Annotated in this window: 15 protein-coding genes and 1 riboswitch; of the genes, 4 read left to right on the forward strand and 11 right to left on the reverse strand. The window is 71.3% G+C overall.

All coding sequences use genetic code 11. The features are described 5' to 3' along the window. Positions 1-169: 169 nt before the first annotated feature. The 6 genes from ACZ7CH_RS25295 to ACZ7CH_RS25320 all read right to left on the reverse strand — a co-directional run bounded on the left by ACZ7CH_RS25295 (position 170) and on the right by ACZ7CH_RS25320 (position 7,920). On the reverse strand, positions 170-994 hold the full coding sequence (locus ACZ7CH_RS25295) for a hypothetical protein (protein WP_470375046.1): 825 nt from the start codon (positions 992-994) through the stop codon (positions 170-172). A gap of 699 nt (positions 995-1,693) precedes the next feature. Continuing rightward, the gene (locus ACZ7CH_RS25300) at positions 1,694-5,392 is read right to left on the reverse strand and encodes an ABC transporter ATP-binding protein (protein ID WP_470375047.1); all 3,699 of its coding nucleotides are present in this window, start codon (positions 5,390-5,392) and stop codon (positions 1,694-1,696) included. 46 nt (positions 5,393-5,438) lie between these two features. Beyond that, positions 5,439-6,311 carry an ABC-2 transporter permease gene (locus ACZ7CH_RS25305; protein WP_360395221.1) on the reverse strand — a complete coding sequence of 291 codons (873 nt, stop codon included), beginning with the start codon at positions 6,309-6,311 and terminating at the stop codon, positions 5,439-5,441. Then, positions 6,311-7,273, reverse strand: coding sequence for an ABC transporter ATP-binding protein (locus ACZ7CH_RS25310; RefSeq protein ID WP_470375048.1), 963 nt, complete (start codon positions 7,271-7,273; stop codon positions 6,311-6,313). The genes ACZ7CH_RS25305 and ACZ7CH_RS25310 overlap by 1 nt, the downstream gene beginning before the upstream one ends. A gap of 21 nt (positions 7,274-7,294) precedes the next feature. Further along, entirely contained in the window at positions 7,295-7,738 is a 444-nt protein-coding gene (locus ACZ7CH_RS25315; protein WP_360395227.1) for a hypothetical protein, read from the reverse strand. Continuing rightward, positions 7,738-7,920: a hypothetical protein gene (locus ACZ7CH_RS25320; RefSeq protein WP_360395230.1), complete on the reverse strand. Its 183-nt coding sequence runs from the start codon at positions 7,918-7,920 to the stop codon at positions 7,738-7,740. The genes ACZ7CH_RS25315 and ACZ7CH_RS25320 overlap by 1 nt, the downstream gene beginning before the upstream one ends. 341 nt (positions 7,921-8,261) lie before the next feature. On the opposite strand from ACZ7CH_RS25320, the gene ACZ7CH_RS25325 reads away from it, so the two are divergent. Together ACZ7CH_RS25325 and ACZ7CH_RS25330 are read left to right on the forward strand one after the other, a co-directional pair. Then, positions 8,262-9,713: an MFS transporter gene (locus ACZ7CH_RS25325; RefSeq protein WP_470375049.1), complete on the forward strand. Its 1,452-nt coding sequence runs from the start codon at positions 8,262-8,264 to the stop codon at positions 9,711-9,713. Between the two features lie 9 nt (positions 9,714-9,722). Further along, the gene (locus ACZ7CH_RS25330) at positions 9,723-10,403 is read left to right on the forward strand and encodes a TetR/AcrR family transcriptional regulator C-terminal domain-containing protein (protein ID WP_360395235.1); all 681 of its coding nucleotides are present in this window, start codon (positions 9,723-9,725) and stop codon (positions 10,401-10,403) included. 78 nt (positions 10,404-10,481) lie between these two features. On the opposite strand, the gene ald is transcribed toward ACZ7CH_RS25330, so the two are convergent. Continuing rightward, on the reverse strand, positions 10,482-11,594 hold the full coding sequence (ald, locus tag ACZ7CH_RS25335; RefSeq protein WP_360395237.1) for an alanine dehydrogenase: 1,113 nt from the start codon (positions 11,592-11,594) through the stop codon (positions 10,482-10,484). Between the two features lie 221 nt (positions 11,595-11,815). Next, a riboswitch (glycine riboswitch) is annotated at positions 11,816-11,908 on the forward strand. A 61-nt stretch (positions 11,909-11,969) separates the two neighbouring features. Between ald and gcvH the strand changes: the two genes are divergently transcribed. Next, positions 11,970-12,350, forward strand: a complete 381-nt coding sequence (gene gcvH, locus ACZ7CH_RS25340) for a glycine cleavage system protein GcvH (protein WP_360395239.1) — start codon at positions 11,970-11,972, stop codon at positions 12,348-12,350. A 31-nt stretch (positions 12,351-12,381) separates the two neighbouring features. Beyond that, positions 12,382-13,746, forward strand: coding sequence for an L-serine ammonia-lyase (locus ACZ7CH_RS25345; protein WP_360395241.1), 1,365 nt, complete (start codon positions 12,382-12,384; stop codon positions 13,744-13,746). Between the two features lie 6 nt (positions 13,747-13,752). On the opposite strand, the gene ACZ7CH_RS25350 is transcribed toward ACZ7CH_RS25345, so the two are convergent. The 4 genes from ACZ7CH_RS25350 to ACZ7CH_RS25365 all read right to left on the reverse strand — a co-directional run bounded on the left by ACZ7CH_RS25350 (position 13,753) and on the right by ACZ7CH_RS25365 (position 18,783). Beyond that, the gene (locus ACZ7CH_RS25350; RefSeq protein ID WP_360395243.1) at positions 13,753-14,109 is read right to left on the reverse strand and encodes a winged helix-turn-helix transcriptional regulator; all 357 of its coding nucleotides are present in this window, start codon (positions 14,107-14,109) and stop codon (positions 13,753-13,755) included. A gap of 89 nt (positions 14,110-14,198) precedes the next feature. Continuing rightward, the gene (locus ACZ7CH_RS25355) at positions 14,199-15,782 is read right to left on the reverse strand and encodes a vWA domain-containing protein (protein WP_470375050.1); all 1,584 of its coding nucleotides are present in this window, start codon (positions 15,780-15,782) and stop codon (positions 14,199-14,201) included. A 328-nt stretch (positions 15,783-16,110) separates the two neighbouring features. Then, complete coding sequence (locus tag ACZ7CH_RS25360) at positions 16,111-16,758, reverse strand: TVP38/TMEM64 family protein (protein ID WP_360395247.1); 648 nt, start codon at positions 16,756-16,758, stop codon at positions 16,111-16,113. A gap of 144 nt (positions 16,759-16,902) precedes the next feature. Beyond that, complete coding sequence (locus tag ACZ7CH_RS25365; RefSeq protein WP_470375051.1) at positions 16,903-18,783, reverse strand: ABC1 kinase family protein; 1,881 nt, start codon at positions 18,781-18,783, stop codon at positions 16,903-16,905. Positions 18,784-18,824 lie beyond the last annotated feature (41 nt).

Below are 18,824 nucleotides of genomic sequence, written 5' to 3' on the forward strand. Positions count from 1 at the left end.
ACGGCCTTCACGTCACCCGCAGTTGAGCATCCCTTGAGGTGGAACTCGCTGTGAAGCATCCCATCGTGCTTTTCCGCCGCGCTCCCGGACCGGGACGGACACCGAACGCAGTGATCAGATCACGACGGGTACGACGACTTCGCTCAGAGGAATGATCCCGCTCTTCCGGTCAGCCGGCCGAACCGGTGATCGACTTGACCACGGCCTCGACGAACCGGTCCCTCGTCCGCTCAGGCACTCGGTCCAGCGACAGGTACGGGTTGAGGTCCTCCAGCTCGACCAGCAACAGCTCCCCGTCCCGCGTCCGGCACGCGTCGACCCGCTGGATGCCGTGCTCCAGCCCGTTCCACTCGACGAACCTCTCCGCGAACGCGAGGTCCGCACCGGTAGGCCGGTACTCGACCAGCTCCCAGCGCTGAGTGGGATCGGGTGCGTTCAACGCGTACTGGAACTCGCGGTCGACGTAGTAGAACGACACCTCGTATTCGAAGTCGACCTTCGGCTGGACCAGCATGTCGCTCTCGTCCCGGATTTTCTCGCGCGGGACGATTTCCAGCCCGTGAGAATCCGCTCCCGCTTTCGGCTTCACGACGTACAGCTCCGCCTCCGGCAACCGCCCGACGTCCGCGACCCGCTCCACCGTGGGAATGACCGGGAACCCCAGCGCGGTCAGGTCGACCAGGTACTGCTTGCCCGCCATGTCGCCCTTGCCGGTGAGCGGGTTGTAGACGGTGATGCCACTCGCCAGTGCCGCCTCCCTGAACTCCCGATACGCCTCCGGGTAGTCGATCACCGGCCCGCTGTTGCGCACGACCACGACGTCGAACCCGCCACCGCCGCGGATGAACGCGGCGGCGTCCCGGGGGTTGCACAGCGCGATGTCGAAGTGCTCGCGCAGGCGGGACGTCAGGTGGATGTCCTCGTCGCAGTACCGGCGGCCGCGGGCGGGGTAGGAGAGGTCGGTGACGTAGAGGACCTTGAGGCGACCGGGCACGGCGAGCTCCTGGGGTGAGGGTGTTCGCTTTGTACGTGAGGACGGGGCTGATCACGAGGGTTTCGTGGGGGGCGCCACGGGCGGGGTTGGTGTCGTGGGGCGGGTGGCGGTCGGGGCGGAGGTTGCCGCGGAGCGGCGATGGGCCCCGAACGCATGGTCCGTGGCTGTTCGACTTGGGTGCCGATGTGGTGGGCGATGTGCCTGGCCCGCATGCCGACGTGGCGGGTGACGTGGCCGACCGCTGTGCCGACGTGACAGGCAACGTGCCCAGCCCGCGTGCCGGCACAGCGGTCGACGTGGCCGACCGCTGTGCCGACGTGACAGAGAACGTGCCTGGCCCCTGGCGCCAAGACTGTGGGCGACGTGCCCATTCGCGGTGCGAAGGCGCAAGCGAGCGCCTTGCGCGACCACCCCTTCCGAGGTGACCGGCAGCGTGCTCGCCTCAACCCGGTGTCGCCCGCATCCGGCGCGCGTCTACCTCACCGCGGTGCGAGGCGCAGGTGAACGCTTTGCGTGACCACCCCTCCCGAGGTGACCGGCAGCGTGTCCGGCTCAACCCGGTGCTGACCGCAAACGGCACGCGCCCGCCTACCGCGGTGCGAAGGCGCGGGCGAGTGCCTGCGCGGCCGACCTCGCGGGCGGGCGGCAGCGTGTTCGCGTTGGCCGCCTGCGGCGGGCGGCGGGAGCAGGGGCGAGGGGTCAGGGGGTTGAGGTGCCGTGTCGCCAGAGGCGGGCGTAGGCGCCGTTGGCGGCCAGGAGGGTGTCGTGTGTGCCGACTTCGGCGACGCGGCCTGCTTCCAGCACCACGATGCGGTCCGCGCGGGCCGCGGTGGCCAGGCGGTGGGCGACCACGAAGGTCGTGCGGGAGCCGGCCAGGTGGTCGCTGGCCGCGAGGACCGCGGACTCGGTGGCCGGGTCGAGGGCTGCGGTTGCCTCGTCCAGGAGCAGGAGGTCGGGGTGCACGAGCTCGGCGCGGGCGAGGGCGACCAGTTGGCGTTGGCCGGCGGACAGGCGGTTGCCGCGTTCGCCGACGGGCTGGTGGAAGCCCGAGGGGAGGGTGGCGACCATCGGCAAGGCGCCGACCGAGGTCACGGCCTGCTCGATCTCGTCGTGGGTGGCGGTCGGGCGGCCGTAGGCCACGTTCTCCGCCACGTCGCCGCCGAACAGGTGGGCTTCCTGCGGGACGACGCCGAGGCGTTGGCGGTAGGCCTGGAGGTCGTAGGCGCGGATGTCGACGCCGTCGACCAGGACGGTGCCCGCGGTGGCGTCGTAGAAGCGGGCCACCAGCTTGACGAGGGTCGACTTGCCGGCGCCGGTCTCGCCGACCAGTGCCACGGTCTCGCCGGGGCGGACGTGCAGGGAGACGTCGGCGAGGGCCGGCTGGTCGGTGCCGGGGTAGGCGAAGGAGACGCCGCGCAGCTCCACCTCGCCGCGCAGGTGCGCCGGGACCGGCACCGGGGACGCCGGTGGGGAGACGGTGGTCGGGGTGCGCAGCAGGTCGCCGATGCGGCGCAGGCCCACGCGGGCCTGCTGGTAGCCGTCGAAGACACCGGACAGCTGCTGCAACGGGCTGAAGAACATGCCGAGGTACAGCAGGAACGCCAGCAGCACGCCGGGGCTGAGGCTGCCCGTGGCGACGCGGTGGGCGCCGGCGGCGAGGGCGATGGCCTGGGCCACGCCGGACAGCATGGCGACGAACGGGAAGTACGTCGCGATGTACCGCTGCGCGCGCAGGCGGGTGCGGCGGTAGGCGTCGCTGCGTTCGGCGAAGGCCTCCGCGGAACGGCGTTCGCGGGTGTAGGCCTGGGCGACGCGCAGGCCGGAGACGTTCTCCTGCAGGTCGGCGTTGACGGCGCTCACGCGTTCGCGGGCCTCCGCGTAGGCCGCCGAGGACAGGCGCTGGAAGACGATCGTCGCGACCACCAGCAGCGGCAGCACGGCCAGCGCGATCAGGGCCAGCGACGGGTCGGTCACCACCAGGGCGACGGTCACGCCGACGACGGTCAGCAGGCTGATCACGGCGGTGACCAGGCCGGTCTGCAGGAACGTCGACAGGGCGTCCACGTCCGTCGTCATCCTGGTCATGATCCGGCCGGCCATCTCGCGCTCGTAGTAGTCGAGCCCGAGCCGCTGCAGGTGGGCGTAGCTGCGGACGCGCAGCAGGTACAGCAGCCGCTCGCCGAGCCGGGCGGCGAGCACGGTGCTGCCGGCCGTCGTCAGCCAGCCGGCCACCACGAGCCCCACGCCCAGTGCGACCGCGAGCCACAGCGACGACGTCTCGCCGCCCACCACACCGCCGTCCACGCCGAGCCGGACCAGCGCGGGCAGACCCATGCCGACCAGCGCGTCCAGGACCACCAGCGCGCCCACGCCGAACAACGCCCACCGCACCGGCCGCACCAGGCGGGCCAGCCGGAAGCCGGGGTCGGGTGTGGTCGGGTCCTCGGTCAGCACCGGCTCCTCCGTCGCGGGCGGCAACGCGCGCACCTGTGCCAGCAGCTCCGGCGTCGGCGGGCCACCGGCCAGCGCGGACGCGGCGCCCCCGCCACCACCGCGGCGACCGGACAGCGCGGCGGCACCGGAGCCACCGGCCGGCCGGGCGTCCTCGACGAGGCGCTGGTCGAGCTCCTCCTGCGACACCTCCGGCCACAGGTCACCGGTGGGTGCCGGGGCCGCCGACTCGATCGCCTCGCCGGGACCGGCCAGCAGGTCGCGGTACAGCGCGCACCGCTCGGTCAGCTCCTCGTGCGTGCCCACGTCGACCACCCGGCCCGCGTCCAGCACGGCGATCCGGTCGGCCAGCGAGAGCGTGGAACGGCGGTGCGCCACCAGCAACGTCGTGCGGGAGGCCGTGACCGACGCCAGCGTCGCGTGGATCGCGGCCTCGGTCGCGTTGTCCACCGCCGACGTCGCGTCGTCCAGCACCAGGATCCGCGGGTCCGACAGCAGCGCCCGCGCCAGCGCCACCCGCTGGCGCTGACCACCGGACAACGTCAGCCCGCGCTCGCCGACCACCGTGTCGTACCCGTCCGGCAGCGCCTGGATGAAGTCGTGCGCCTCCGCGGCCTTCGCCGCCCGCTCGACCTCCTCGCGCGAGGCGTCGGGACTGCCGTAGGCGATGTTCGAGAACACGCTGGAGGAGAACAGGAAGGCCTCCTCGAACACCACGCCCACCGCGCCGCGCAACGACTCCAGCCGCAACGTCCGCACGTCCGCGCCGCCCACCGCGACCGCACCCGAGTGCACGTCGTAGAACCGGGGCAGCAGCAGCGACACCGTCGACTTGCCCGATCCGGCGGTGCCGACCAGCGCCAGCGTCTCGCCCGGCTCCACCGAGATCGAGAAGTCCGTCAGCACCGGCTCACTGCGCGTGTAGCCGAACGTGACGCCCGAGAACGACACCCCGAGCGGACCCGGCGGCACCTCGTCGGGCCCGTCGGTGACGTCCGGCTGCGAGTCGATCAGCTCGTAGACCCGCTCCACGCCGGCCCGCGCGAGCTGCGCGGACACCACCAGGCTCGACAGCAGCCTGGTCGGTCCGACCAGGTTCGCCACGTACGCCGAGAACGCCAGGAACGTGCCCAGCGTGACCTGCCCGTGCAACGCGAGCCAGCCGCCCAGCCCGAGCACGCCGACCTGCCCCAGCAGCGGCAGCGCCGTGACGGTCGCCAGTGGCCGCGACGACAGCTTCGCGGCCCGCATCCGCTCGGCGAACAGCCACCGCGCGTGCTTCTCCAGCCGGGCGACCTCGCGCGCCTCCTGGCCGAAGCCCTTCACGACGCGCACGCCGGTGACGGTCTCCTCGACGTGCTGCGCGAGGTCGGCTGCGCGCTGCTGGGCCGACCAGGTGGCCGGGAACAGCGTGAGCCGGGTCCGCCCGGCCAGCCACGCCACCAGCGGCAGCACGACCAGCGCGACGATCGTGAGCGGCACCGACAGGTAGAGCATCGCGGCGAGCGCGGCCAGCGCGAACACGACGGTGCCCACCGCCAGCGGCACCATCATCAGCAGCGACTGCACCAGCTGCAGGTCGGTGATCGACCGGGACACGATCTGCCCGGTGCGCAGCTCGTCCTGCTTCGCGCCGTCCAGCCGCTGCACCGAGGAGAACACCGACCGCCGCAGGTCGTGCTGCACGTCGAGCGCCAGCCGTCCGCCGACGTAGCGCCGCACGAAGGCCGACGCGAACGTCAGCACCTCCAGCACGACCAGGGCGACGACCAGCATCACCAACCGGTCCGTGCGCCCCGCCGTCGAGTCGTCGACCGCGACCTTGAGCAGCAACGGCCCGGCCGCCTGCAGACCCACGCCGAGGACGGCGGCGACCACTGACAGCACCACCAGCCGCGGGTGCTGCCAACACGCCGCCACCAGTCGGCGGACCCAGCCCTGTTTCACACGGATGAGGCTACGGACCGGGTCTGACAATCGTGATAACCGCAGGTCAGGTGATGTCCTTGGACTGGGTCGCCGCCCAGCCGCCCGCGAAGACCACGCCGGCCCACGCCACGAACACCAGTCCCGACCACCACCAGTCGAGCGCGCCGGACGCACCCGCGATGGCGCGCAGCACGTCCTCGATCTCCGGCGGCACGACACCGGCCGTGGACAGGAAGAGGTCGACCGCGACCGACCCGGTCAACCCGTTGATCGACCCGTTCGGCAGGAACCCGATCACCGACGGCACCTCGAGGTAGGCGAGCACGAAGTGCAGCACGTTCTCGATCACCAGGAAGTACAGGATCAGGATCACGACCGAGCCCGCGACGTTCGGGATCAACGCCCCGACGCCGACGCCGAACATCGTCATCAGGATCGACGACAGCACGCAGACCAGCGTGAGCATCGCCCAGCCACCCGCGTCCGGCAGCTGTCCGGAGTTCGAGGTGAGCACCACGCCCAGCGCGATGAAGGCCATGATCGCGAGGCCGTAGATCGCGCCCCACAAGATGTAGACCAGCATCTTGGCCAGCATCGCCTGCATCCGCGAAGGCGCGGTCAGGAACGTCGTGGTGATCGTCCGCCGCTGGATCTCACCGGACACGGCCAGCGCACCGAAGATCAACGGGAAGATCGTCGACACGTTGATCGCCCGCGCGATGCCGAAGAGCGAGATCTTCCACTGGTCCGGCGTCACGCCGAGGAAGTCCGACACCTCGTCCACGTCCGACGACGACGCGAGGTCGACGAAGAACTGCCCGAGCAGACCGGTCGCGAGCCCCCAGCCCAGCGCCAGCACGGCGGTCGGGATCAGCAGCCCCCACCACAGCCCGGTCGTGGTCGTCTTGCGGAGCTCCGCCTGTACGAGGTTGCCCATCAGGCCCAACCACCCTGTTGCTGTTGCTGCTGCTGCTGGTACGGCGCCGGCGCGTACCCGGCGTACTGGCCACTGGTGAGCTGGAAGAACAGCTGTTCGAGGTCGACCTGCTCCTCCTGGATGCCGTAGATCGACACGTTCGCCTGCAACGCCGTGTCCGCCACGTACTTGGCGTCCACACCGGACACCGCGAGCCGCCCGTCCGGCAGCTGCTCGACGTGCACGCCGGCCGTGCGCAGGGCGGTCGCCAGCGAGTTGACGTCCGACGGCTGCACGAGGACGCGCTTGCGCTGCGACTGCCGCAGCTGGTCCAGCGGGCCGTAGAACATCGTCTGCCCGCGCGAGATGATCACCACCTGGTCGACGGTCTGCTCGACCTCCGCCAGCAGGTGGCTGGAGATCAGCACCGTGCGCCCCATGCGCGCGTAGGACTGCAGGAACGTCCGCAGCCACGCGATGCCCTCGGGGTCCAGGCCGTTCGCGGGTTCGTCGAGCACGAGCACCTGCGGGTCGCCGAGCAGCGCGGTGGCCAGTGCCAGCCGCTGCTTCATGCCCAGCGAGAACCCGCCGACGTTGCGGTCCGCCGCGGACGCGAGGCCGACGAGTCCGAGGACCTGGTCGGCCTGCGCGTCCGGCACGCCGATCGCCGCCGCGTACACGCGCAGGTGGTTGCGGGCCGTGCGCGCCGGGTGGAAGCCCTGCGCCTCCAGCACCGCGCCCACCACGCGGCCGGGCTGGCCGAGCTGGTGGAACGGCCTGCCGTTGATCGTCGCGATGCCACTGGTCGGCTTCACCAGTCCCAGCAACATGCGCAGGGTCGTCGTCTTCCCCGCGCCGTTCGGGCCGAGGAAGCCCGTCACGCTGCCGGGTGACACGGTGAAGCTCAGGTTCTGCACCGCGGCGACCGAACCGAACTGCTTGGTCAGGTTCTGCACCGCGATGAGGCCGCTGCCGTCATGCATGCGGCCCATCCTGCCTGATGGTCAGTCGGGCAACGCGTGCTTTGGCCGCGACACGACCGGCGCGCGGTGCACCACCTGCGGTGCGTCGGTCAAGATCGGCAGCTCGGGCGTGGGCTCGGCGGGGGTCCGCGGGGGCACTTCGGCGATCGCACCGGATCGGGTGAACGGGTTGCGCAGCGGCCCGCGGCGTTCCCGGTGCGGCAGCCCCTCTCCGATCAGGTGCCGGTGTGCCGTGTTCCAGACCTGGCACGGCCAGCGCCGCCTCCACCGCAGCCGGCTCGGGCACGTCCGGCACCGGCCGTCCTCGTCGGGCTGGTGCAGCGTGAGCAGCAACCGCCAGCCGTCCGCCAGGCGGTGGATCTCGGTGCGGGCCAACGGGACCAGCGCCTCGGCCGCGCCCTGCTCGGCCACCTCCTCCAGCAGCGCCAACCGGTGCAGCACCGCGTCGCGCAGGACCTCGTCCATCACATCTTCGCCGAGGCCTGGTCGAGCAGGGAGCCGAGCCGGCGCGTCTGGGTGGCGGACATCACAGCGGCCTCGCCCGGTGGTGCGACCAGCAGAACCCGGTCGTTCTCCACCAGAACGGTCATCGACCTGTCTCGACCGAACGGGTCGTGGCAGTGGATCCAGCCCTGTGGTTCAGCCATGGAATCTCCCTTCGAGGGACACCCGACTCCTGCTTCATCGGCCGTCGGCCCTGCTCGGCGCACCGGCAGCGGGGGATTTCACTCGTTTGCCGGATGAGCGGGACACGGCGGTGGTCTGGGCGAGGCAACTTTTGGGTCGCGTTTCGGCGGGGGTGCTGGGCGCCACCGCCGAAGAGCCGCTATATTTGGTCCCGGCGGCCCCGCTCCCAGTGACCCCCAGGCTGGTTGAGCGCGGCCGCCCTTTATTTTTCCCACTTCTTCCCTCTTGTTCAGAAAATCCCCTTGCGCCCTGCGGTCTCGTACGCTGTAAGTTGCTCGTACACCGTAAGGGGGAGGTTTTCATGAGTGCGACCACGACAGAAACCGTCGGCGTGCAGCCACATCCGCAGCGCTGGGCCGTGCTCGGCGTGCTCTGCCTGTCCGTGATGGTCGTGGTGCTGGACAACACCGTGCTGAACGTGGCGATCCCGTCCATCTCCACCGGTCTGGGCGCGAGCACCGCCGACATCCAGTGGATGATCAACGCCTACTCGCTGGCGCTGGCGGGCCTGCTGCTCACGACCGGCTCGCTGAGCGACCGGTTCGGCCGCAAGCGGGCGTTGCTGGGAGGGCTGGCGCTGTTCGGCGCGGGCAGTGCCGTGGCGGCCTGCGCGGGCTCGTCCGAGGCGCTGATCGCAGCGCGGGGGTTCATGGGCGTCGGGGCGGCGTTGCTGATGCCCGGCACGCTGGCCGTGCTGATGCAGCTGTTCGACGAGGAGGAACGCCCGAAGGCCATCGGCATCTGGGCAGCGGTCACCAGCCTCGGCTTCGCGGCCGGTCCGGTGATCGGCGGCGCGCTGATCAAGCACTTCTGGTGGGGCTCGGTGTTCCTGATCAACGTGCCGGTGGCGCTGCTCGCGATCGCGGCGGTGGCGTTCCTCGTGCCGGAGTCCAAGGACCCGGCCGTGCGCAAGCCGGACGTGCTCGGCTCGGTCCTGTCGATCATCGGCATGGTCTCGCTGGTGTACGCGGTGATCTCGGTGCCGGAGAACGGGTTCGGCTCGCCGCGGTTCGGCGTGCCGCTCGCACTGGGGCTGGTCGCGATGGCCGTGTTCGCGTGGTGGGAGCGGCGCACCACCGACCCGATGCTCGACCTCGGGTTCTTCGCCGACCGCCGGTTCACCGGTGCCGTGGCGTCGGGCGTGCTGGCGGCGTTCGGCATGGCCGGCTCGCTCTTCCTGCTGACGCAACACCTCCAGGGCGTGCTCGGCTACAGCCCGCTGGAGGCGGGCCTGCGCGTCGCGCCGATGGCGATCGCGTTGCTCGTCACCAGCAACACCCTCGGTCAGCTCGTGCTGAAACTGGGTGCCGCCAAGGCGATGCTGCTCGGCATGACGGTCGTCGCGGGCGGCGTGGTGCTGCTCTCGATCGGCACCACCTACCCGCCGACGCTGGCCGGGCTGGTGCTGATCGGCGTCGGTGTCGGTGTGGCACAACCGGTTGCCGTCAACGCGCTGATGGGCGCGATCCCGCCGGAACGCGCCGGCATCGCCTCCGGCCTGTCGTCCACGCTGACCGAGCTGGGCTCGTCGTTCGGCATCGCGATCCTCGGCGCGCTGCTGTCCGCGCGGTTCGTCGCCGCGCTGCCCGACGGAGTGCCGGGACGGTCGCTGTCGGAGGCGCTGCACAGCGGCGCGGACCTGACCGTGGTGCGCGAGGCGTTCTCGTCGGGCATGAGCGTCAGCCTGGTGGCCGGCGCCGTGTCCGTGTTCCTGGGAGGTGTTGTGGCGAGCGTGCTGCTGCGGCGTGCCTAGTATCGAGCCGTGGACAGCGTGTGGTTCGGCAAACCCAGGCCGGCGAGCGGCCAGCACCTCGGCCTGAGCCGGGAGGCCATCGTCCGCAAGGCGATGGAGGTGCTGGACGAGCACGGCCTGGCGAAGCTGTCCATGCGCAAGCTCGCCGCCGAGCTGGGCGCGGCCCCGATGTCGCTGTACTGGCACGTGCCCACCAAGGACGCGCTCATCGAGCTGTGCCTCGACGAGATCTACGGCGAGTTCCCGCGCCCGGCCCCCGGCGCCGCGTGGGAACCCGCGCTGCGCGAGATGATGCACGCGTTCCGCCGTCTTGCGCTCGCACACCCGTGGTGGGTGCGCGGCATCGGCGAGTTCACCACCATCGGTCCCAACGCCGTCGCCATGGCCGACGCGATGCTCGAACCCATGCGGGCGGCCGGCCTGACGATGGTCCAGGCGTCGCAGGCGATGTCGGCGGTGTCGAGCTTCGTCGTCGGGTACACGACGGCGGAGGCGAACTTCCGCAGCCGCGGCGGCCACGACGAACCGCCACCGGACCTCGGCCGGATCGCGGACCTGTACCGGGAGAAGCACCCCCGCTACGTCGAGATGCTGGACCAGCAGGAGCTGTGGTCGCTGGAGGGGCAGTTCGAGTTCGGGCTGGACTGCGTGATCGACGGGGTCAAGGCGCGGGTGGCCGCGCTGCGGTGACCGCGAGGAGGCGCGCCCGTGAAGGCGAAACCCCCGCAGCGTGCTCCGCGTGCGGGGGCTCCTCCATCCGACTGGCTCTCAGACCACGGACTCCAGCGGCGTGTGCACCAGGCCGGTCGCCTCGGCCACCGGGCCGTTGGTCAGCTGACCGGCGTGCGCGTTGAGGCCCAGGGCGAGCGAACGGTCGTCCTTCAGCGCCTTCTCCCAGCCCTTGCCGGCCAGCGCGACCGCGTAGGGCAGCGTCACGTTGGTGAGCGCGTAGGTGGAGGTGCGGGGGACGGCGCCGGGCATGTTGGCGACGCAGTAGAACACCGAGTTGTGGACCTCGTAGGTCGGCTCGGCGTGCGTGGTGGCGCGCGAGTCCTCGAAGCAGCCGCCCTGGTCGATGGCGATGTCGACGAGCACCGAACCCGGCTTCATCTCCGCGACCAGCGCGTTCGAGACGAGCTTCGGGGCCGCGGCACCCGGCACCAGGACGGCGCCGATGACCAGGTCGGCCTCGCGGACGGCCTGCTCGATCGCGAACGAGTTGGACGCGAGCGTGCGCAGGCGGCCCTGGAACTGGGCGTCGATCTGGCGCAGGCGGTCGACGTTGGTGTCGAGGATCTGCACGTCGGCGCCCATGCCGACGGCGATGGTGGCGGCGTTGACACCGGCCACACCGCCGCCGATCACGACAACGCGGGCCGGGGCGACACCGGGGACGCCGCCGGGCAGCACGCCGCGGCCACCGGAGGGCTTCATCAGGCTGAACGCGCCCACCTGCGGGGCGAGGCGGCCCGCGACCTCGGACATCGGGGCGAGCAGCGGCAGCGAGCGGTTCGGCAGCTGCACCGTCTCGTAGGCGATGGCCGTGGTGCCGGAGGCCAGCAGGGCCTCGGTCAGCGGCTTGTCGGCGGCGAGGTGCAGGTAGGTGAAGAGGGTCTGGCCGGAGCGCAGGCGGGGGTACTCCTCCGCGATCGGCTCCTTGACCTTGAGGACCAGGTCGCCCTCGGCCCAGACGTCGTCGGCGGTCGGGAGGACCTTCGCACCCGCGGCGAGGTACTCCTCGTCGGTGATCGCGGAGCCCAGACCGGCGCCCTGCTCGACGTACACGTCGTGGCCCCGGCTGGTCAGCTCGTGGGCCCCGGCCGGCGTGAGGGCGACGCGGTACTCGTGGTTCTTGATCTCGCGAGGAACGGCGATCCGCACGATGACTCCTCCGTTTCGGCTGGCTGCTATCTCACAATGTGGGGCAGCCGGGAGGTCATGTCACTGTGCGGGTTGCACTGTTCGGGACCAGGCCGGTTGTGCTGCTGGGACAAAGCGACCTGCGCCACGCCTGTACCGGTCCCGCGTTGACACCCGGTGGCGGGCCCACATAGCGTTCCCACCGGAACTGAATAACGGCCGCGGTGCCCCTGACGGGCACCAGAACCCGGGTGGGAGAGACCTCGACGAGCTGGTCGGGGCGCCGAAGGGGCAAGCTCCCGCACACTCTCAGGCAGCAAGACCACTCGGGGTAGGCAACTCTGCACGGCGGAGGGGGCGCACGTTTCCTGCCCGTCATCTGCCAGAGGAGTCGCCGTGGAGTTCCCCGAGAACCTGCTCTACACCGCCGAACACGAGTGGGTCGACTGGACGCCGGGCACCCAGGACCCGTTGACCTGCGGGATCACCGAGTACGCCGCGGACGCGCTGGGTGACATCGTCTTCGTCCAGCTCCCCGAGGTCGGGGCCGAGGTCGTCTCCAACCAGGTCTGCGGCGAGCTGGAGTCCACCAAGTCCGTCAGCGACCTGTTCTCCCCGGTCACCGGCGAGGTCCTCGAGGTCAACACCGCCGTCGTCGACGACCCGGCGATCATCAACACCGACCCGTACGGCGCCGGCTGGCTGTTCAAGGTGCGCGTGGACTCCGCGGAGGACCTGCTCACCGCGGCCAAGTACGCCGAGCTCACCTCAGACTGACCCGCTCGCACCCACCACGAAGGACTGATCAGTGGCGATCAGCGTTTTCGACCTGTTCTCCGTCGGCATCGGGCCGTCCAGCTCGCACACCGTCGGCCCGATGCGCGCCGCCGCCATGTTCGTCGAGAAGCTCGGTGCCCGCGCGTCCGAAGTGGACCGCGTGCACGTCGAGCTGTTCGGCTCGCTCGGCGCCACCGGGCACGGCCACGGCAGCCCCAAGGCCGTGTTCCTCGGCCTGGAGGGCAACCTCCCGGAGGAGGTGGACCCCGCGGCCGCCGCCCACCGCGTCGAGGAGATCGTCGCGAGTGGACGGCTGCGGCTCGGCGGCACGCACGAGATCGGCTTCGCGCACGACCGCGACCTCGTCATGCACCGCCGCAAGTCGCTCCCGTTGCACCCCAACGGCATGAGCTTCGAGGCGTTCCGCGGTGACGAGCCGGTCGAGCACGCCGTCTACTACTCGATCGGCGGCGGCTTCGTCGTCGACGAGAACGCGTCCGGCAGCGACCGCATCAAACCCGACTCGACCCCGCTGCCGCACCCGTTCCTGACCGGCGACGAGCTGCTCGCGCGCTGCCGCGAGACCGGCCTGTCGATCAGCGAGATCATGATGGCCAACGAGCTGTCGTGGCGCTCGGAGGAGGAGGTGCGGGCCGGGCTCCTGCACATCTGGCACGTGATGCAGGAGTGCGTCGAACGCGGCTGCACCGAGCAGGGCATCCTGCCCGGCGGTCTCAAGGTCCGCCGCCGCGCCGCCGAGATGCGCAAACGGCTGGAGGGCGAGCACTTCGTCACCGACCCGCTGCGCGTCATGGACTGGGTCACGCTCTTCGCGCTCGCCGTCAACGAGGAGAACGCGGCAGGCGGCCGGGTCGTCACCGCACCGACGAACGGCGCGGCCGGCATCGTGCCCGCGGTCCTGCACTACTACACCAGGTTCGTGCCCGGTGCGAACGACGACGGCGTGGTGAGGTTCCTGCTCACCGCGGGCGCCATCGGCGTGCTGTTCAAGGAGAACGCCTCGATCTCCGGCGCCGAGGTCGGCTGCCAGGGCGAGGTCGGCTCCGCGTGCTCGATGGCCGCCGGTGGTCTCGCCGAGGTCCTCGGCGGCACCCCGGAGCAGGTCGAGAACGCCGCCGAGATCGCCATGGAGCACAACCTCGGCCTCACCTGCGACCCGATCGGCGGCCTGGTGCAGATCCCGTGCATCGAACGCAACGCCGTCGCGTCCGTCAAGGCGATCACCGCGGTGCGCATGGCGTTGCGCGGCGACGGCTCGCACTTCGTGTCGCTGGACAAGGTCATCAAGACCATGCGGGACACCGGCAAGGACATGTCGGTGAAGTACAAGGAGACGGCGCGCGGCGGTCTCGCCGTCAACGTCATCGAGTGCTGAGGCCGGTCAGGGCCTGGCGTCGTACCGGCGCTGGGCCTCGATCACGTCCGGCATCCGCGACTCCAGCAGCACGATCAACGCCATCAGCTTCTCCGCCGTCTCGCGCCCGAGCGGCGTGAGGCTGTAGTCGACCCGCGGCGGGTTCGTCGGCTGCGCGTCGCGGTGCACGAGCCCGTCGCGCTCCAGCGCGTGCAACGTCTGGGACAGCATCTTCTCGCTGACGCCGTCGACCCGGCGGCGCAGCTCGTTGAACCGCAGCGACCCGTCGACCAGCGCGCTCAGCGTCAGGCTGCCCCACCGGCCGGTGACGTGCTCCAGCGTGGGACGTGACGGGCACGCCTTCGCGAACACGGTGAACTCCATGTCCGCGAGGGTACCCCATCGCACTTACGAAAAGTTAGTGCTCGCTCGAACGGCAGGCCCGCACACAGCGCGTGTGCGGGCCTGCCTGCTCAGAACGGCCAGTCGGCGTCGCGCCCCGCCTCGATCAGCGGAACCGCGCGGAACGTCGCGTCCGTCAGGCCGCCGAACTCGTGCCGGTTCCCCGTGCCCGACGCGAACGCCCCCTGTCGGTACCCGCCCAGGTTGAACCCGTAGACCGGCACGTGCCGCGGCACGACGTCGTCGACCCCGGCACCGCCCGGCCCGGCGACCGTCTGCATGTCCGAGATGATGAACACCCGGTCGTGCCCTCGGTACGAGCTCTTCAGCGCACCGATGACGTCGGTGCCGTGCCCGACCTCACCGACCCTGCCCAGGAACCGGTCGACCTCGCTGATGACCGACGCCCCTCGCCGCAGCTCGTGGCGGAACACGCCGGTCGCGAACCCGTGGACGTCGACCTGCTCGCCCTTGGCCCCGAGCGCCACGCCGAACACGGCCGCGGCCTTGGCCGGCGTGACCTTCGAACGCGCCGAGTAGCCCGTGCAGGTCATCGACCCCGAGGTGTCGATCAGCACGAGCGACCGGCCCGGCAGCGCCGGCAGGTTGCCCAGCGACGCCTGCAGCGCCCGGTCGAGCGCGTGGCCCCAGCGCAGGCTCGGCGCCGCCTCGTACGCCGAGAGGAAGCGGAACGGGAACTGCCGCGACCGCGCCACCTGGCCGGGGTCGGCCAGCCGGGCCGCGACCTGCGCCGCGACCTCGTCCGACACGCCCGCCTCGTCAAAATTCCTGAGGTTGCGGATCGCGGCCATGAAACCCATCGACGGTGCCAGTGCCTCCCACACCCGCGCCGTCATCGGACCCTGCAACCACCCGGCCACCGACTCCCACGTCATCCCGGCCCGCCGCAGCGCGTCCGCCGCGTCCGGTCGCCCGAACAACGCCCGGCGCTGCTCGACCGGCCACGCCATCAGCTCCCGCCGTGCCGCGACGGTCCGCAGCGACTCGGGAACGGTGACGTCCGGGTCGCGGCGGCGGTCGAGCACGTACTGGAACAGGTCGCCCTGCCAGGCCGTGCTCGGCGACGGGTGCACGAGGTTCAGCACGTCGGCCACGCGGAAACCACGCGCCTCGCTGTCCCACTTGAGCACCGACCGCTCGTCGTAGAGCCGCCGCACCGCGTCCGCGATGCCGCGTTTGACGGGCTTCGGCACGGTCCGGCCGTGGACCGCGGTCCAGTAGGCCAGCAGCTCGCCCGGCTCGTCCGCGCGCTGCAGCACCGACGCCACGACCGCGCGGTTCGTCACGCCCGCGTCGGCACCGGCCTCGAGCCGCGCCTTCACGAACTCGGCGGCGCCGACCAGTGCCGCGGTCCGCATGTTCGCCTCGCCGCGCAGCCACGCCAGCATCCGCGCCGTCCACTCGGGATCCTGCAACGCCGCCGTGCGCACCAACTGCGCGTAGCGCTCGTCGCGGGTGCCGCCGCTCTCGTAGAACGTCTGCTCGCCGCCCATGTTCGACACGGCCAGCAGGAACAGCTCGCCCAGCGCGGTGCGTTCGTAGCCGGCGCCGCCCTCGTGGGTGCGGCCGGACCGCTTCGACCCGATGGGGCTCTTCCCGAACGGACGCGCCTTCAGGACGTTGAACTTCGACATGGCTCTTCCCCCTCGGGAGGCGAGACGGGGGAGCGCACAGCGGACAGGAATCCGGCTGACGGGATTCGAACCCGCGACCGCCCCATTTGCGGTGAAAGGTTTCGCACCGGGTGCACGTGCAGACAACCACGCCACGCCACCGAATTGTTCTCAGGAACTCGGTGGCGTGGCAGAAGGGTGGCCCGAGGTCAAGGCGCAGAAGGTGACTGCCCACCGGGGTGGGCGAAGAGCCGGACTGGCCGGCCTTCAGGAGTCGAACCTGAGATACCGAAGTAACCCTCTGCCGCGCACCGGGCCTGACTACAGGAAACCACACCGCGCAAGCGGTTTACGGTGTTTTCACGAAACGCCGCAGGAGGTAGAACAACCCGGCGGTGGCCAGGAAACCGAATGCGCTGATCATGACGATCTGCTCGACGGTGTCCGCCCGCGACCCGGCGAAGACGTAGGCCGCGCAGATCGGGACGGTTCCCAGCAGGGTGGACGTCATGAAGGTCCCGAACGACACCCGCGACACCCCGGCCGACACGGACACCGTCTCCGCCATCATCGGGATTCCGCGTGCGACCCCGAAGAACCAGGGCCCGAACTGCCGTCCCCACCGCCGCATCTCCCGCAGCTCCTCGATGGTCACGACGCGCCGCACCAGCCACGGGCGTGCGAAGCGGCCCAGTGCGTAGCCCGCCGCGGAGGAGCCCAGGGAGCCCACGACCGCGAGCACCAGGCCGAACGGCAGGCCCAACGCGGTTCCGGCGAGGACGATGAGCGGAGTGGACGGCACGGGCAGGAGGACGTCGACGACGAGCAGGGCGAAGATCACGGCCGCGGCCCACACGGGGTCGATGCCGCGCACCCAGGTGACGACCCCCTCGAAGTCGATCAGGTTCAGCGCCTCGAACACGATCCAGCTCAGCAGCACGAAGCCGAGCACGACGAACGGTATCCACTTCCACCGCACGCCCGTCTCACAACTCATCGGGTGATGGTCGCCCACCGCGGTGCGCCGGACAATCCGCCAGTGGCGCGGGTTCAGCGACTGGAACCCGAACGTGTGTCGTCTCGACGCACCGGTGCCCGCTCCGGTGCTCAGCGCTCACACCGCGGCCCGTGCACAAAGGACCTAGGCGCGGCGCGGGCGGAACACGGCCACGACGACGCGCAGGCCCAGCAGCACCGAGATGATCAGCAGGTTGTAGCCGAGCACCTGGTGCAGGCCCAGGTCCGGCACGACCTGCGGGCCGCCGTCGGCGCCGAGCAGCAGCACGGCCATCACGCCCGCGGTCGCGCCGAGGACGGTCAGCATCACCTGGTGCAGCAGGCCGGTCACGTAGGCGCGGTCGCGTTCGTCGGCGAACAGGCGCATCGACATGCTCAGGCGGCCCTGTTCCACGGCGCCGGTGATGCGGTCGACGCGCCGCGGCAGCCTGCGCAGCACGGGCAGGACGGCCTGCAGCTCCTCGGTGAGGGTGCGCTGGACCGACTCGGGGGTGAGGCGTTCGGAGATCTGCTCGGCGGCGAACGCGCGTGACTCCACGACGATGTCGAAACCGGGGGAGAGCACGCCGAGGGTGCCCTCCAGGGTCGCCAGGGCGCGGAACACGGCAGCGACCTCCGGCGGGATGCTCAGGCCGAAGCGGGACACGATCAGGAACAGGTCGCCGAACATCTCCACGTCCGGGCGCATGCCGGCGCCGAGGTGGCGGGCCATGAACTGGCCGAGCGAGCGTTCCAGGCGCTGCTCGTCGATGTCCTCGGGGCGGGAGGTCAGCTCCAGCACCGCGTCGGTGAGGCCGGCCGGGTCACCGCGGTCGATGGCGAGCAGCAGCCGTTGCAGCGCCGAGCGCAGCGCCGAGTCGATGCGGCCGACCGAGCCGAAGTCGAGCAGGCCCAGGCGGCCGTCGGCGAGCAGCAGGACGTTGCCGGGGTGCGGGTCCGCGTGGAAGACGCCGTCGAGCACGACTTGGCGCAGCACGAACCGCAGCAGCGTGCGCGCGAGGCCCTCGTCCGCCGCGGCACGGCGGACCGGCACGCCGTCGAGGCGGTCCATCACCAGCACGCGCTCGGTCGACAGGTGCACGTGCGGCAGGCCGACGGAGGCGTCCGCGACGGCGGAGACGGCCGCGATGTTGCGCGCCTCCACCCGGAAGTCCAGCTCCTCGCGCAACGCCGCCGCGAACCCGTTCGCGAGGTCCCGCACGCCCAGCGCCGCACCCCACCGCGTGCGCTGCAACGTCTCGGCCAGCCGGCCCACGATGTCCAGGTCGCCCTCGGCGACCGCCCGCACGTCCGGGCGCTGCACCTTCACCACGACCTCGGCACCGGTCCTCAGCACCGCCCGGTGCACCTGCGCGATGGACGCCGCCGCCAGCGGTTCGGGATCGACCGAGGTGAACGCGTCCACGCCCACCTCGGCGTCGAGCACCGCGCGCACCGACTCCCAGGACGCGGCGGACACCTCGTCCTGCAGCAGGCTGAGCTCGGCGACGAAGTCGGCGGGCAGCAGGTCGGAGCGGGTCGACAGCACCTGGCCGAGCTTCACGAACGTCACCCCGGCGTCCTGCAGCGCGAGCCGCAGCGACCGGGCGAGGCCGGTGTCGGTGCGTTCCCGGCCGCGCAGGTAGGGGCCGAGGCCGTGGCGGAACGCGATGGCGGTGATGCGCGAGTACCGGCGGGTGCGGGCGATCCGGCGGCGGAGCAGGCCCCACCACTCGGTGACCGGCGGGATCGAGCCGGTCGGCACCAGCACCTCGGCGAGCGCCAGCAGCCCGATCACGACGAGCAGCGACAGTCCGAGCTGGACGCTCACCAGCGCGGGCGAGGGCTCCGCGGTGGTGGTGCCGAAGAGGCCGGAGGCGATCGACATGGCCAGCAGGCACATGAGCGCGGTGCGGACCAGGCCGACGCGCAGGCCGAGGATGCGGCGCGCGGCCAGCGCCATTCCCAGCACCAGCAGCAGGAAGGTGGCCGGGAAGCCGACCGCGTAGACCAGGAAGTCCCCCATGGCCGCAGCCTAGGCGGAGCGAGCTGAACGCCACCGGTGCT

It is taken from the genome of Lentzea sp. NPDC037011, from assembly GCF_055607425.1.

Coding starts and splice junctions, on each gene's coding strand:
- ACZ7CH_RS25305 (WP_360395221.1), bottom strand. CDS start 6,311: ATGGGCAACCTCGTACAGGCGGAGCTCCGCAAGACGACCACGACCGGG.
- ACZ7CH_RS25310 (WP_470375048.1), bottom strand. CDS start 7,273: ATGCATGACGGCAGCGGCCTCATCGCGGTGCAGAACCTGACCAAGCAG.
- ACZ7CH_RS25315 (WP_360395227.1), bottom strand. CDS start 7,738: ATGGACGAGGTCCTGCGCGACGCGGTGCTGCACCGGTTGGCGCTGCTG.
- ACZ7CH_RS25320 (WP_360395230.1), bottom strand. CDS start 7,920: ATGGCTGAACCACAGGGCTGGATCCACTGCCACGACCCGTTCGGTCGA.
- ACZ7CH_RS25325 (WP_470375049.1), top strand. CDS start 8,262: ATGAGTGCGACCACGACAGAAACCGTCGGCGTGCAGCCACATCCGCAG.
- ACZ7CH_RS25350 (WP_360395243.1), bottom strand. CDS start 14,109: ATGGAGTTCACCGTGTTCGCGAAGGCGTGCCCGTCACGTCCCACGCTG.
- ACZ7CH_RS25355 (WP_470375050.1), bottom strand. CDS start 15,782: ATGTCGAAGTTCAACGTCCTGAAGGCGCGTCCGTTCGGGAAGAGCCCC.
- ACZ7CH_RS25360 (WP_360395247.1), bottom strand. CDS start 16,758: ATGAGTTGTGAGACGGGCGTGCGGTGGAAGTGGATACCGTTCGTCGTG.
- ACZ7CH_RS25365 (WP_470375051.1), bottom strand. CDS start 18,783: ATGGGGGACTTCCTGGTCTACGCGGTCGGCTTCCCGGCCACCTTCCTG.